This window comes from Bacillus sp. FSL M7-1020 (assembly GCF_038050415.1).
Lineage (GTDB): Bacteria > Bacillota > Bacilli > Bacillales > Bacillaceae_G > Bacillus_A > Bacillus_A toyonensis.
This window is the reverse complement of sequence record NZ_JBBOTW010000001.1, coordinates 1696176-1712129: the sequence shown is the minus strand read 5'-3', so window position 1 is coordinate 1712129 and position 15954 is coordinate 1696176. Positions and strand designations below refer to the sequence as shown.

Sequence of the window (15954 nt, the reverse complement as noted above, 5' to 3'; positions counted from 1 at the left end):
AGGTTAGTTATTCACATTTGATTCTTGTAACGGCTGTAACTCTTCCATAAAATCAAGTAAAGATCCTACAGTAAGAAACGCCTTTGGATCTACCTCATCCTCTGGGACACATAACTTCAAATCCATTTCTATGTATACGATAAGCTGCAACATCATTACCGAATCTATATATAAATCTTGATTTAAACGCATTGTTTCTTCTAAATGCGTTACATTTTTCAGTTCCATTTTTTCTGTCATAATTTTCAGCACTGCACTCTTTAACGTTTCACGTCTCATGTTGTAACCTCTCCCATCTCTAGTAACTTTCTACTTACTTTTCCAGTTTTATTTTTCGGAATTTCAGTTACACTTTCAATTTCATGCGGAACTTTATAAGACGGTAAGTGCTGAATACACCATTCTCTTATTTGTACTGGGTCAATATGAGAGATTACTTTCGCTTTTACGATTTCTCCCATCACTGGATGTTTCCCTCGGTATACAATGGCTTCTTGAATACCTTCTAATCGAAGCATCGTTTCTTCCACCTCTATAGGAAACACTTTTAACCCTGAAACATTGATTACATCATCCATACGCCCCATAAAGTGAAGGCCACGCTCAGATTCATACCCTAAATCTTTCGTATAAATTTCCTTTCCAGCAATTTTCACTACGATTTCTTCAGGCTCGTTTTCATCTGATCCTATGTTTATACTTACATGTGGAAGTGGTTTTCCTAAATCTAAATGACTCTCCATATCATGACATATACTAATACAACCAGCTTCAGAACATCCATATTGCTGCATCATGTACGTTGTCATTTCATTTAGTTTATAAAATAATGTTTCGGGCAAAGGTGATCCGGATGTCATAATTTTATGAAACTGGAACGTTCCTAGTGGAAAACTCCCCATAATATGTAGCATCAATGGTACTGCATATATGATATGTTTTTCTGTATTGCGAATAATATTTAATGCGAATTTAGGGTTTTTATTCGTAATAATTATAGGCTTACTTCCTCTTGTAATAGAAGATAACGTACCACATATTAATCCGTACGAATGTGAAACAGGAGCCATAACAATCGGTACTTCATCTTCTTCACAATTTAAAGCTTCATTATAAGCAACGATTTCAGTATCAACTTCCGTCCATGATCTGCAAATCAATTTCGGTTCTCCCGTGGTTCCTGAGCTATATTGCAATAAAGAAGGCTCTTGTAGTAATGAATTCACTACTTCTAATTTTGTAAATTCGCTACATTCTCCATATAAAAGTCCCGTACAATTTGCACGCCTTGCCATTTTAATAGCCGTATCTTTTGGTGTATCTTCATGTATAAGAAGTACAGATGATTTCTTTTCTTTTAAGAAAAACACAAGTGTAATAATATCAAATGGATCTTTCAGACAAAGTGCAAATCTATTTCCTTGTGCTGCTTGAAAGTGTTCCATTTCCTCGTAAACTTGTAATCTCGATTCAAAATCATTTTTACTATACTCTTGTTTATTAACGATTAGCATAATTTCCCCCTGTAACAAATGATTTTTGTATGTTAAGTTGCTTTGCACTATACAATGGATTTGGAACTTCATGAACAAGCGATTCTACATCCAAATATAAACGACGCTTCGTTAATTGCTCCGCATAGAAAGTAGCTGTGTATAATTGAATGGATTCAAATCTCTCTTTCAAATGTGGATATTTTCTAAAATGATTTTCAATTTCTTCGACAATCATCATCCAAAAATGTTCTTCTTTCCATTCATATTCATCCGCAAGTATGAAAGCTAACTCTCCTAGATTAAATAAGAAAAGTGCATCTAAAACCATCTCTTGCAAACATTCGATGCGATCCATTTCAAAGAAATCATTCATTTTTCCGTTCACATACGTTTTATGCATTTTTGTAAACTCAGGGCATTTGTCAATTTCTTTCAAGTATGGACGATAAAACTCAAGTCCTTCATGAAAGTCCTTTAATGCAACCCGGACAGGTAGCCCTTCTTTATGGACTAAAATCATATTTTGACCGTGTGATTCTAATGCGATCCCGTGCTCTACAACAAGATGTAAAACCGGTATTATCGCTTTTTGAATAAGTACTTGCAGCCAATTTTCTATTCCATATTTGTTTAACCATGCATCAATAATTGGTGTACTATCTTTCTTTTTTGCATATAAGCCATTAAAGGGAACTGCATCCTCTTGTTCATCTACATATTTGTGAACGCTTTCACGCCAAATACATCCTAATGAACCATATGTAGCTTTCTTATTCGTATCATACGTTACGCTCGAGAATTCCTTTAATAAAATCAAGCGCGATTCATCCCTTAAATAAGGATCCTGACTTACGACATCACTTAACCAATTTGATATAGCTGGTGCACTCACAACCGAATGTGGTTTCAACGTACGGATAGTTGAAGTATTAAGTAAATTCATCGATAACTTAACATACGGCTTATTTGGATTCGTCATATTTCTTAACGTTCTCATTGACTGTTGGGCGCAGTATTCATCCGATGATTCCCCTAAATAAATCACATATTTCCCCTGTATATGATCAGCATAATTAGGAATAATAAAGTTCTCCCACTGCCAAGGGTGGACTGGGATAAACAAATACCGTTTTGGATTACATCCCATATTTTGAATACGATTTATATATTCTTCTATTCTCTGCACACCAATTTCTTCTGTTAAAGTATTGCTATAAATCATTTCATTTTCATAACCTACAGTCGCATATTTCTTATGTGCTGCAATCCATATGAGTTTTATTGGCTTCATGAATTCATATCCATATTGAAAATTGTCACGATATTGAAATCCAATGCGCGCTTTATAGCTAGGATGATACGGGTGACCGTCTATTAAATGGCTTTCAAACTCATCGTAAGATTTTCGAGTATATTCCTCCCTTTTATTTCTTTCATATTGTGCAATCGTGTCTTTAAATATTGTTTGTTCTAATTCGTGAATAAAAGAATCTAATCTAGTTCGTTCTACGTTAACAACCCGAAAAACTTCTTCTAAAAATTGCGACACAGATTGTATTTCTTTTTGTTCATCTTGCACTCGTATTAGTAACGAGTCTACAGCAATACGTCCAAATGTCATCCTTTCTCTTCCGTGGCATTGATACGAAACATTTTTGTTTTCTTCATCAAGTCCTTGTATAATAAAAAGAATTTGTTCTTCCTTCTCTACACGAACTGGCGTTATAATCCCCTCATAAATTAACGATTCTACTAACTGACGTAACACCCTTCTTCGCACTGAAATGTATTCTTCTGATTCAAGTGCCTTCAATATTTTCGTGTGATACATATCCACTTTCATAAACTCCTCCACTTATGACGAAATACCAAATTCCATTATTTGTATTACGTGAAATTTTAACGCTATTTATGAACGAACAGCCACTTCTCTAACGAGTGGATTATGCACTTGCACATAAATTGCTTGCTCTAATGGATTTGTTAATTCATCGACATCGAAAAATCTCGTTAATAAATTTGCTTTACATGCCAACTTATCCTCTTCCAACAATTCTCTTAAAAATGTAGAAGGTTCACGGTTATATGGAAGGAATGATTCCAATACAGACCTTAATTCAGAAAGTAGAATTTCCTCCTTAATTAATCCTGCCGTACCAAAACCGTTAATAAGTCCAAACATATGATTAAAAATTAAATAGTAACGAAACCTTTCATCTACAATATAATCGTCATATAAATTCCCAGTACGTTCTCCAATACCAGATAACTCATTATTAAGCATCTCTTTCATTGAATTACAGAAATAAAATCCTTGATTATCACGGAAATAATATTTTACTGGATAACCATCCTTCAACTGTACAACACTATTTTGTTGATGAGCTTCTAATGCAACTCCATACTGTAAATACATCCATACCATCGGCTTTAAAGAAATATTTACATACCGTCTAAACCACTCTAAACTTACTTCTTCACAGCTTCTATTTTCTAACTCTGCTATATGATGAATTATATTCGATAAACGAGTGCGCTCTTCAGGAATAGCATCTTGAACTAGTCCAGCAATTAATGTAGCATCATTTGCATGTTCACTATAGAAAGGGTTCTCGCGAATAATTACTTCAAATCCAGATTCTTGTGTTCCATAATTTAATGTAATAAAGGCTGGATCACAAATAAAATCAAAGCCTGGAAATCTTTCTCGTACTTCACCAATAGCCGTATTTAACATTTCCTTCCCTTCAAGGCCACTCTCAAGTTCTTTCAACTTATTAATGCGCATTGAATTTGTTACTTTCACTGGAAAGGAAAACTTAAGCATATATTTCGAATGAGGATGATATAGCGTCCTAAGTGATGATGTTGCCATATAACACTTACCTACTGGACCAATATATTCAAGCACTCCTTGATTTATCCACTCTTGTACATAAGGTTGATGTAATAACCATTCAGCCTGAAGCGGATGAATTGGAATTAATGAATATTCATCTTCCTTACAGTACTTCTCTATAAATTCCTCATTTACCATCTCATCTTTACTTAATTCTTCTTTTATAATCGTTGTTGTAGAATCTAATAATAATGATTTTTCATTTACTATACTTTTATGTGCGCGAAAATAATGAAGCTGGCATTCTCCTTTTAATTCTGGAGAATACATTGCACTTTTCCAATCCAATATACCTTGTCTACTCTTTGGGGTAGGATGAGTTAAATGCCCAAATAATAAAGATTGCTCCGCCTCTATAAAAGTTGTATGGAAACCATATAATGCAGATGTATCTTCTGCTCTCTCTTTTGTAAATTCTTCAATATTTTGACAACTGCGAATAACTCGAAGCATAAGCTCAGCAGGATTAGTTCCTTCTCCATAGTTGATAGACATCTCTTTTATTAAAAATGTAATAACTGTAACATAATCTGCTTTTATAACAGTTTTAGTTTCTCCAATTTGATAATAAAACTGTTCTCCAAACAAATGGCGATCTGTTGCTGATTTATATATAACTTCTCCATACAAAGTAACATTCTGTGCCGATAGCCGACAACATAAATATGTGGGGACTACATTTCTATTCAACGTATTACTGAAGATACTTTCCATTCTTTCATCCTCTGTAATCCATTCTCCACTCCCTGTTTCTCTTAAATAACAGTTTAAAAAACTTTGTATTGTTGCATGTTCTGCGATTTGTTTCGCATGCTGCATACTGGTCCTCCTCTTTATATTAACGCTATCGAAATTTTATAAAACAACCAATGATTGAATATCATTATCAATTATGATTCTAATTGATTGTTATTATCAATTCAAGAGTATATTTCAGAATTTTTTTATCTAACTAAATTTTTTTCCTTTTCTATCATTTATTTCATCTAATTAAAGATACAATAGAAAAATTTTTACTCTCAAGTTAACTATTCATTATTTTTCACATTACTCGTTATTAATCGATTGAACAGAGTTAAACAAAAAGGTATACCAATTAAAGGTATACCTTTTAAAAACATAAAGTTTACATAATAATATTATTTATATTCCTCCAGCAATACGCTGTTTCTTCTACCTGTACTCTCTCTAAAAATTTCGTATCAATTTTTTCAGGGTTATATTTTTCATAAAACTTTTTAGCGGGATTATTAGTAACGACCCAAACTAAAAGAGATTGCATACCATTTTTTATACATTCCGACAGTAACGCTTGAAATAATTTTTGTCCTATTTTCAGTCCTTGATACTGTTGTAACAGATAAATCGCATATAATTCCCCATCACAATTATATGTACCGCTTCTTTCAACTCCCCCATCAATGAATCCGATTATTTTTCCATTTAACGTTTCTGCTACAAATCTGAATTGGTAATTATCTTCTTTTTGAAAAATATCCTCCCACTGCTTTTTTCTTTGTTCAAATGTTACATTTTCTAAAATTTCGTTTTCGAATATCCCGGTATACGTTGTTTTCCAGCTTTCCACATGTACTTTTGCTATTGCTGCAATATCCGATTTTGTCGCCCTTCTAATGTGTATCTCCACCATTCTCATCCCCTTTAGAGAATAATTATAGCAAACTCTTTTTTTATGCGTAAAAAAAAGAGTGAATTTTCATCACCCTTTTTTATCTACTTTCAACTTCAACTGAAACAACTCGATCAATCTCTTTTAGTGAACTATATAACTCAGTTGTATATAAATCTTCTGGAGCTAAAATAACCATCTCCAATTGCTGAAATGCACCACTATCAATATCTTTAATTTTCACTCGTTTTACATGCATGCCTAATTTTTTAATTTGCTTAAATATACCATCTAATTCTTGGTGCTCTTTTACAGTAATTTTTATAGATAAGTCCTTTTGTCTTAATGAATACGGGCCTGCAATTTTCACAATTTGCGGAAGTACGTTAATCGCTAAAATAATTAAAATCATGGCAACGGTCGCTTGCAAATAAAACCCTGCTCCAATTGCTATACCTAAAGCTGAAGCAGCCCACACCATAGAAGCTGTCGTTAATCCAGAAATAACGTCATTACTTCTTCGTAAAATAACACCTGCTCCAAGGAAACCGATTCCGCTCACAATTTGAGCAGCAAGACGCATTGGATCCATATTTGTATGACCTGGAACAGAATATACATGAACTGATTCAATTGAAACCATCGTAATTAAACAACTTGCTACAGAAATAACCATACTTGTTTTCACACCAAGCGGTTTATTCTTTAGCTGCCTATCTATCCCGATGAATAATCCTAAAAAGAGCGCTAAACCTAATTTGAGTAAAAATTCATATGACATGTTTCATTCTCCTTACTTTACAATGTTTCCCTTCGAATAATTCACTATAACTCTTTTATGATATCTATTCCAGTCTTTTCTATTCATTTAACGATAAAAGCCGAAAAAACATTTTTATATGTTTTTTCGGCTTTATATTCCGATTAAGAACTTTCTTTATTTCTGTTCTTTAATCTTAATCTGCGCATCTTTATAAAATGCTAATTTACTGTCATTATACTCTTTTGTATAATTGTTAAACTGCTCTTTCGACTTTTGTGCTTCTCCATTTAACTCATTAAAAGTTTTAACTTTCTCACCAATCTCTTTTAATTTCGTTTCTTTTACCTTTAATTGTTCGTACAATTCTTTTTCAGTCGCTAACGCCTTCGTGTAGTTTTCATTCATCTTTTGGAATGCATCGTAACGTTTTTTATACGACTCTTCAACTGCCTTTGCTTGCTTTTGCACTTTCTTATCTTCAAGTTTTTCTATATTACTTTGAACGGATTTCGTTTCCTTCTGCGCTTTTTCTAGCATTTCTTTTTCGTTTTTCAATACTTTTTCACGGTCAGCTACATTTGCAGTCGCTTGTTCTATCTTTTTCATAACTGCGTCATTATGATCTTTACCTTCTTGTAAAATTTGAGAATATAGTTCTTGACCTTGCTTCTCTAAACCCTCTAATTTTTTCGCTTCATCAACTAAAGACTTTTCTTGTGTCGCTGCTGTTTCAAAAGCTGTATATAAATTTTCTTCTGGCTTTTCACCGAAACAACCTGTTAATACCCCTACTGATAACGCTCCAACTAATGCTACTTTTCCATACTTCAACATTCATTCCTCCATTACATACGGTTATCATGCCAGAAGTTCACTGGGAAGTGACTTTCTTCATGATAAGCTTCAAACTCATAACCCTTTTCTTTTAACCCCTTTAAAATTGCTGGCACAGCAGCGACTGATTGCGGGTGAATATCATGCATTAAAATTACTTCTTGTGGTTTTGTTGCATTTGTTAATACGTTTTGAGCAATTTGCGCTGCAGCTGCATCAACTTGCATTTTATTATATTTCCAATCTAATGAATCAATTGTCCAATCCCAAACTTTAAAACCGCCTTCTACCACTTTATTTCGAAGGCCTTCATTTAATCCAGGCATCGAACCATATGGTGGACGTGTTAATTTAGGTGATTTTCCAATAATATTAGCAATTAAGCTTTGGTCTTCTTTCATCTCATTTACATATTCACCATTTTTATATAACTTTGCAAAATTATGTGTCATACTATGCATACCTACATAATGTCCCTCTGCATTTTCACGTTTCACTAAATCCGGAAACTCTTTTACATTCGCTCCAATTAAAAAGAATGTCGCCTTCGCATCATGCTGTTTTAACGTATTTAATAATTCAGCCGTATATTTTCCTGGTCCATCATCAAATGTAAGATAAGCAACTTTTCTTTCTTTTCCATTAAAACGACTTGGTGCCGTTTTATTCAATTCAACTTTTGATTGTTCACTTGCAAGCTGTACTACATTTTCTTGTTTTGCAACAGCCTTTGCTGGTGAAGTAATTGATTGAAACATAAAATACCCAATAGCTACTGCTGCAACCGCTATTAAAACGACTACTACTCGTTTCATATTAAAAGCTTTTTCCATTCTATCGAATTCCTCTCCCTATTAATCTTATATATAAATCACCCAATGTAATTATACATCTATTTATTTTATTGCACGATATAAAGTGAAACTTTAATCAGTGGGGGGTATTCATCCCCCACTGATTATTAACCTTCACTAATCGAGTGTTTACGGGCAGTTAATTTCTCACCTACCTTCTTTGCTCTAGCCGAATTTTGAGGCGGGAATCTCACTACCCACAAATAGCGTGATAAATAGACTGTATATGTATTATAATGGGAGTTTTATCAAAATTGTTGTTCCTATTCCTTCTTTACTCACAATACTAAGTGTACCTCTATGAAGCTCCACCATTTTTTTTACGATAGCTAAGCCAAGGCCTGCACCTGCAGCATGATTATTAATCTGGTAAAAAGACTGCTCTATATATGGTAAATGCTCTTTAGCAATTCCAATCCCTTCATCTTTCACCTTTATCACTGCTTGTCCTTCATTTTTAGTCGCTTCAATGTATACAGTACCATTTTCATGTGAATATTTAATTGCATTTTGAATAATATTCAAGAAAATTTGCTTTAGCCTATTTCGGTCTCCCAACAATTCAATTCGTTCTATAGTATTAATGAATTGAATTTGTTTCTTTTCAGCGTTAGGAGTTAATTGCCAAATCGTCTCCTCTAGTATATCGTACAATTGCACCTTTTGTTTATATAAATTAAAATGATTTGATTGTAATCTTGAAAAATCTAACAATTCTTCTACTAAATGAATCAATCGGTCTGTCTCACCGGAAATAATCCCCATACCTTGCTTGATTTCTTCTTCTGTTAAATGTTCTACTGTTTTAAGCGTCTCACTCCAACCTTTAATTCCTGTTAAAGGTGTTCGTATTTCATGAGAAATAGAAGCGATAAATTCATTTTTCATCTGTTCCGCTTTTTCTATTTTATCAGACATATAGTTTAAACTATGTGCTAATTCACCTAATTCACCAGGATAATCTTCTTTAATTTTATTTTTCAACGTTCCTTCTGCGATTTGTGAAGAAGCTTGAATGATAGATTCAATTGGCTCAACAAAAGAATTTGCCAAGCGTCTACTAATTGAGAAGACAATACATGAAATAACAATACCAACGGCAATAGTAAACATAATAATTTCAATAATCTTTGCATTCACATGTGTTAATACTGTCGTATATTTTAAAACACCGATTGTTTGTCCTTGATGTATAAGTGGGCTTAGCACTTCTAGTTGTTTTTCATTATCTTTCGTAGTAGTAACTTGATTATACATTTCACCTTCCAATAAAGATTGTGGGATATTCACTTTACCTTCTACTTTTTCACCACTTGAAGATTGTATAACCAAACCATGACGATCAATTAACTGTAATTCCGTTCCATCTAATTGAAAACTACTAATTATGTCACCACTATATTCTTGCAAACGAATAAAATATAATGAATTGTATTCTGAGAAAAATCGAGTACTCGTCTTCGCATGAGATTCTATATATTGCACAATACCATTATAATAATATCGATAAATTGAGACCGAAAATACTACCTCAAACAATACAAGCATAAGTGTAATGACCGTCATAAAATATAAAGTCACTTTCCGTTTCATCTTATACTTTCCTTCCACACATATCCTTTTCCCCACACTGTAAGGATAAATTCGGGTTCTGATGGATTACATTCTATCTTTTGGCGTAACCGTCTCATATTTACATCTACGACTTTCGTCTCGCCTACGTAATTCGTTCCCCAAATCATATTTAAAATTTCATCACGTGAAACCGGCTTTGAGGATTGATTCATTAAGTATTGTAAAATCATATACTCTGTAGGTGTTAAATCAACCAATTGTCCATCTCTATATAATCTTTCTTCTATAATATTTAACGAAAACGGACCAGACGTAATTGTATTCGTTTTTTCTTTATGCACTTCTATTCTTCTTAATAGAGATTGTATACGTGCAGTTAACTCTACTGGACTAAACGGTTTTGTAATATAATCATCTGCACCAATTCCTAGTCCTTGCACCACATCTCCATCTTGTACACGTGCGGTTAACATAATAATGCCCATTTTTTTATTTTCTTCCCGAATAGTTTTACAAACTTGAAAACCATCAATTCCTGGTAACATGACATCAAGTAACGCTACATCAACAGTGTGATCACATAAAATCTGTAACGCTTCTTCTCCAGTACTAGCTTCTAATACATAAAATCCAGCACGCTTTAAATTTAAGACAATAAAACTACGGATTGGCATTTCATCTTCTAAAACTAAAATTGTTGACATAATTTCCACCTCCCTACTCTTGTTGATAATCCGCTAGCGGTTTTATATATGCTTTCACTTTTTTAAACTTTGATCGCTTCGGCACTGCATATACGTGAGAAGCCGTTTTCACCGCTGCCTCGAATCCTTTTATTTTGAACCATTCTTTCCGCTTAAAAATTTGGACTTCAAGCCATATTTCATTTGTATTTACGTCCAAAAACTTTTGAGAATTTGATTCCTTCTGCTGATCTGGGATAGTAATTTTCCCAATCAACTCTTCAGGAATTTTCACAAAATACCCTTTTTCTATATCGATGTATCTTTCTTCTATAGGTTTCGTTCCATCTTCACTCCACTGTATGTAACGTTCAAAGAGCGGACTATCTCCATGTGACTTATCTTCCCAACCTTTTGGACGTACAGTACGAACAAATTCAATAATACCGTCTTCATTTACATCTTTACTTTCCACCACATATTCATTGAATAAATCTTCTTTCCCATCTATAGGTAGTACCTCATAATGATCCTTATCAAATTTTGCTACATAAGTTATACCTGAATGAGCCCCAATTCCTGCATCAATTACAATCGCCTTTAATGTTTTAGAAATATGGCCCATTTGTATTCTTTGAATACTATTTATAAATGGATCAAATGTAACTTCTGATATTGTCTTAAACTGCTCAATAAGCTCAACTGTCAACTTCTCATCTTTTTCATAAGTAACAAGGCTTATATCATTAAGACCATTTCTATTTAGATCCTCTATAAATAACTTCGTGTAACGCCGATTATAAATCTCCTTCATATCATCATTTTCTTCTGAAAAAGCATACATAACATGTTCTAACGATTCACGATTTACAGAGATTCCAATTAATAATTCTCGCTTCCCATTCCCTGTAAAATCACCGACTTCAACGATATCTATATCCTCACCATCAAATTTATGCGTGGACTTTATTTTCCACTTATAGCCGATTTCCTCATATACAGCTAAATATACGCTACGATCTTCATTCGGCAATTTATAAAATACGATGGCTTCTTTTTTATTATCTTGTTTAAAATCCATTGACCAAATCATTTGTTTATCTTTATTAGACTTTGGAGTAAGCAACCGATAATTAACAGGCAAATCTTTATCTATTTGCTCTTTTAGTTCATTAATCCACTTTTCATTTGCAGGAGCTCCCATTAAATTGGTTGGAGCTTCAGACATTTTACATCCAGTCAATATAAAGACGATTCCCATAATGCTTATCCATTTTTGCATATGTTATCTTTCCTTATAACAGTATTTATCTTTACTTTTTGCTTATCCAATAATCTCATACATATGAGTATAATTTTTCTAGAATAAAAAATCGTTACAGAAAAGTTACAAATCCATTTCCATAAAAAAAGATTGGCAAAGGCCAATCTTTTTTACTTTTCATTTAGAACTGATTTTGGCGTTACACCTAGATGTTGATTCAGTTTATTTGAAATATCTTTCACATTTTTTTCATTTGGAATGTAATAATAAATACCACCAATACGTTTATCAGTACCTTCAATTTGCATCTTTTCCATTTGTAGATCCGATCCTGCCATGTTTTTCGTAATAGCAAGCATATCATCAAATGTTAAGTTTGTTTTCATGTTTTTATCAACTGCATCAAGTAGAGAGCCCATTTTGCTAATTGATTGAACAGACATTGCTTTTTTCGCAATTGCTTCTATTACAAGTTGTTGTCTCTGTCCGCGCATTGCATCACTATCAATTTTACGTGTTCTTGCAAGTGCAAGTGCCTGTTCTCCATTTAAATGTTGGAAACCTTTTTCTAAATGAATCATACCTGCTTGGTCTTTACTATCTTGCTCAGTGAACGTAACAGGTACATCAATATCAATACCACCTAGTGAATCTACAATTTGAACAAATGACTCAAAGTTAAACTTCACATAATAATCAACTGGAACATTTAAAAATCTTTCCACAGTATCTCGTGTACTTTCAACACCACCAAATACATGTGCATGCGTAATTTTATCTAATTTTTTTCTAGATGGAATATAAACACGTGAATCACGCGGAATACTAACTAATTTAACAGATTTATCATCTTTATTAATTGTTGCTAATAAAAGTGCATCCGTTCGAACCGCTTCACCATATTGACTTTTCCGCATTTCACTACCGTCTACACCCATAATTAAAATTGAGATATTATCCTTTAAAGGTTCCACTTCTTTATCACGTTTTGATGATTTATCAATTTGTGCATATGCATCACTTACAACCGCTTTTGCTTTATTATATATTAACGACCCATATCCTACTCCACCAAAAACAAGCAAGAACAATGGAATTATTATAAACCACTTTATTGACTTTCTTTTAGAACGCTTCTTATTACTTCTCGTATTTTGTTCTAATTCAGAGCTCATACCCATTCGCCTCTCTTTCTCTTTCCCTAGTATAATGTATGTCTAGTAATCTTCATATTGAATTTCCTTTCAATTACCTTACAAATTTGTAAGGTTACATTGTGGATTCAATATATATTCCATTTCACATTATACTCTCGTACTTATTTTTGGCAAGTCACTATTTACTAACTTCAAAAATTTAGCACTTCGCAACATTCGAAATTACAGATTTATCAACCTTTTCATTTCAAATAATCTGACTTTCAACTGAAAGAACGAACAAAATAGTGAGTCAAGTTAGTTATTAACTCTCTATTCATACAGTTATATTTCACATTATTGTTTCGCCAACGGCGTATACATGATTTTCTTCCCATTATTATAAATTAAAGCAGTCTTTGCTTTTAATTTCGTTTTTTCTATTTCCACATCTTCATTTGAGAAATTCACAATAATTTTAATATCTTTTCCATATGAAGTAGATTGTACTAGCTTATCTTCTGACAAGTATGCAAAGTTTGTCATTTCTTCTTTTACTGCCTTTTTATGAACTTCATTCCAAACTTTCAGATGCTCTGTAATATCTTTTTTATGCTGATTCCACTCTACTTCATCTAAATGGTACAAAGGAGGAACATTATACAATAACTCATATAGCATACGGCTTCCTACCTCATCTTTCACTTTCAAACTTCCCCATTCCCAGTGATGCGTTGTAATGACGGAATCGTTGTATACTAATTTATATAAAGGAAGCGAATATACTGGATTTAAATATACTTGTTTATATTCTTCTTTCAATGGTACTTGTTTTGCATATTTTTCTGGAACATTTTGATTTGGTGAATAATATCCACCGACATAATACGGGCTTGTTTTGTTTTTCCGCATATCTTCATCGTCCCATTTAATAACTGGCGTTTCAATTCCATGAGCAAATGCAATCGTACTACTGGCAAAATCATTTCCGCCCTCAGAGCCAACTACCATACCTTTTTCTTGGGCAATATAATCCATTCGTTGTAATCTTGCTTTTAAATCTTGTTCCTGTGTCGTTACATGTTTTGATGAATAGTCATCATAAATTTCACCCGTTGCATCACAATCGATAAACCATGAATTATATTTAGGACCATTTTGCAATATATCGTTCATTCGTTCTTTTACACTAGGAAGTGATAATGTTGGATTTAGTTTTCGCCCTCTACCTAAAAACCCTTGCACCTTTTCTCCATTTTTCTTCGTTACAGTTGCCTCTTCATATAACGATGGATCATTAAAGGACGCTGTGTTCCAATTTTTATCACCTTTCTCATGAATGGAATGATAAGAATCATACGGACCAACTAAATATCCCATTTTCTTAGCTTCTGTAACAAAATTAGGTTGCATAAATCCTTGTTCCCAGTTCGGTAGACCAATCCAAGCTTTGTCTATCCCTTCTTCTTTCATTTCCTTTATTATATCCGTTCCATCTGCGTTTCCCCACTTACTTATATCTTCAACTGAATCACCAAGTACTGACTTTAATAAATGCTTATTTAAGCTATACAGTTCTGCTTTCGATAAGTGATCTATACCTTTTTTTAATAACTCACTAGCCTCCTGATCAACTTTCGGGAAAATATCCTCTTTATACAATTCCTTCATTGATAACACTTCGTTTACATAACGCAAAATAACATTTTTTTGATACTTATCAATGAAATCTTGTTTACTTACTTGCTCAAATACATTTAATTCCCCAGGCTCTGAACTATTTTTTTGAATAAGCTCTTTTATATGGCTAAACACTGGGCTATTTATTTGCTCTCTTAACTTCGGCCAATTTACATTACTTGCTGATAAACCATTTTGATTCCAAAAATAAAAATGAGCCGCTCCATAGAGTTTTTCAATTTCTTTATTTCTTCTTGCCTTTTCTTGTAATGTTTTAAATTCACCTTTTTCCATAATGTTATCCTTATACAGCTTAGCAATACTTACTGCATCAGTATTTGTGACATATAATTGAAAACCATATGTTTTATTTTTATTTATACTCGGGAATTCATGTATAAAATCAAACCCTATTTTCGGATCCGAATGAAATTTCACTTCATTATTAAATAGATTATTCGCAATATATACAATGGAATATTTCGAACCATTTAATGCAAAAAACTTCATAGAAAATGATTCAGCAAATGAATATGCATCATCCTTTAAAAACTTCTTCCAATTCTCATCATTACTTGGAATTTGTTTACCTTCCCATAACGGAAGTGTATAATTTTCAGCCTGTACTTTCGGCCATGTAAAGCTTTCTGCACCAATCGATTCTACTTCAATATTTAAGTGGTCTTTTTTCTTTTCTAAGTTTACTTTTACTTTTTGATCTGGATATTCCCACGACATACGATCCTTATCTTTTTTTACATTCGACACCTTCATTTTCGGCAGAGCTCGTGATGCCTGTTCCTTTACACCATCATGTTCTACAGTTAACGTGAAAGTCTCTGGATTTACATCGTAAGTAAAATCTTTATACGTCGCTTTCTTTATTTTAGACTCTTGTACAGCATTATTACCTTTTACATCACACCCGACTAAAGTCGAAAATGACATAGTTGTAAGAAGACATATCGCTATCATTTTTTTCATCTCTTGCACCTCCATCCCTGAATATACAGGGGATTTGTTACAGGAATATGGCAAAAAATAATAGAGCTAGCATAATGCTAACTCTATTATGAGTATAAAAAGTTCTCAAATAACTATAATTTATTTTTTAATATGTAATACAGCGGGACTTTAATC

General features: G+C 33.1%; 13 protein-coding genes. All 13 read right to left on the bottom strand.

Annotated elements, in window-relative coordinates; translation table 11 throughout:
* Positions 1-3 precede the first annotated feature (3 nt).
* The 13 genes from asbD to MHB70_RS08715 all read right to left on the bottom strand — a co-directional run bounded on the left by asbD (position 4) and on the right by MHB70_RS08715 (position 15798).
* Complete coding sequence (gene asbD / locus MHB70_RS08775) at positions 4-279, bottom strand: petrobactin biosynthesis protein AsbD (RefSeq protein ID WP_001250761.1); 276 nt, start codon at positions 277-279, stop codon at positions 4-6.
* Positions 276-1514, bottom strand: coding sequence for an AMP-binding protein (locus MHB70_RS08770; protein ID WP_000909551.1), 1239 nt, complete (start codon positions 1512-1514; stop codon positions 276-278). Before MHB70_RS08770 ends, asbD begins: the two co-directional genes overlap by 4 nt.
* Positions 1501-3339, bottom strand: a complete 1839-nt coding sequence (locus MHB70_RS08765) for an IucA/IucC family protein (protein WP_000861773.1) — start codon at positions 3337-3339, stop codon at positions 1501-1503. Before MHB70_RS08765 ends, MHB70_RS08770 begins: the two co-directional genes overlap by 14 nt.
* Before the next feature lie 66 nt (positions 3340-3405).
* Positions 3406-5214: an IucA/IucC family protein gene (locus tag MHB70_RS08760; RefSeq protein ID WP_001163331.1), complete on the bottom strand. Its 1809-nt coding sequence runs from the start codon at positions 5212-5214 to the stop codon at positions 3406-3408.
* 307 nt (positions 5215-5521) lie between these two features.
* Positions 5522-6046 carry a GNAT family N-acetyltransferase gene (locus MHB70_RS08755; RefSeq protein WP_000229284.1) on the bottom strand — a complete coding sequence of 175 codons (525 nt, stop codon included), beginning with the start codon at positions 6044-6046 and terminating at the stop codon, positions 5522-5524.
* Positions 6047-6125: 79 nt separating this feature from the next.
* A complete protein-coding gene (locus MHB70_RS08750; RefSeq protein ID WP_000119505.1) occupies positions 6126-6806 on the bottom strand; it encodes an MgtC/SapB family protein in 681 nt (226 codons plus the stop codon).
* 156 nt (positions 6807-6962) lie between these two features.
* Positions 6963-7619: a YkyA family protein gene (locus MHB70_RS08745; protein WP_033658408.1), complete on the bottom strand. Its 657-nt coding sequence runs from the start codon at positions 7617-7619 to the stop codon at positions 6963-6965.
* A 14-nt stretch (positions 7620-7633) separates the two neighbouring features.
* On the bottom strand, positions 7634-8455 hold the full coding sequence (locus tag MHB70_RS08740) for a peptidoglycan-N-acetylglucosamine deacetylase (protein WP_000409398.1): 822 nt from the start codon (positions 8453-8455) through the stop codon (positions 7634-7636).
* Between the two features lie 252 nt (positions 8456-8707).
* Positions 8708-10069 carry a HAMP domain-containing sensor histidine kinase gene (locus MHB70_RS08735; RefSeq protein ID WP_000824521.1) on the bottom strand — a complete coding sequence of 454 codons (1362 nt, stop codon included), beginning with the start codon at positions 10067-10069 and terminating at the stop codon, positions 8708-8710.
* Positions 10066-10755 carry a response regulator transcription factor gene (locus MHB70_RS08730; RefSeq protein ID WP_000104235.1) on the bottom strand — a complete coding sequence of 230 codons (690 nt, stop codon included), beginning with the start codon at positions 10753-10755 and terminating at the stop codon, positions 10066-10068. Before MHB70_RS08730 ends, MHB70_RS08735 begins: the two co-directional genes overlap by 4 nt.
* A gap of 13 nt (positions 10756-10768) precedes the next feature.
* Entirely contained in the window at positions 10769-12016 is a 1248-nt protein-coding gene (locus tag MHB70_RS08725; protein WP_001174826.1) for a hypothetical protein, read from the bottom strand.
* A gap of 152 nt (positions 12017-12168) precedes the next feature.
* On the bottom strand, positions 12169-13173 hold the full coding sequence (locus MHB70_RS08720) for an LCP family protein (RefSeq protein WP_002093782.1): 1005 nt from the start codon (positions 13171-13173) through the stop codon (positions 12169-12171).
* Between the two features lie 318 nt (positions 13174-13491).
* Positions 13492-15798 carry a glycoside hydrolase gene (locus MHB70_RS08715; RefSeq protein WP_061529892.1) on the bottom strand — a complete coding sequence of 769 codons (2307 nt, stop codon included), beginning with the start codon at positions 15796-15798 and terminating at the stop codon, positions 13492-13494.
* Between the last annotated feature and the right edge of the window lie 156 nt (positions 15799-15954).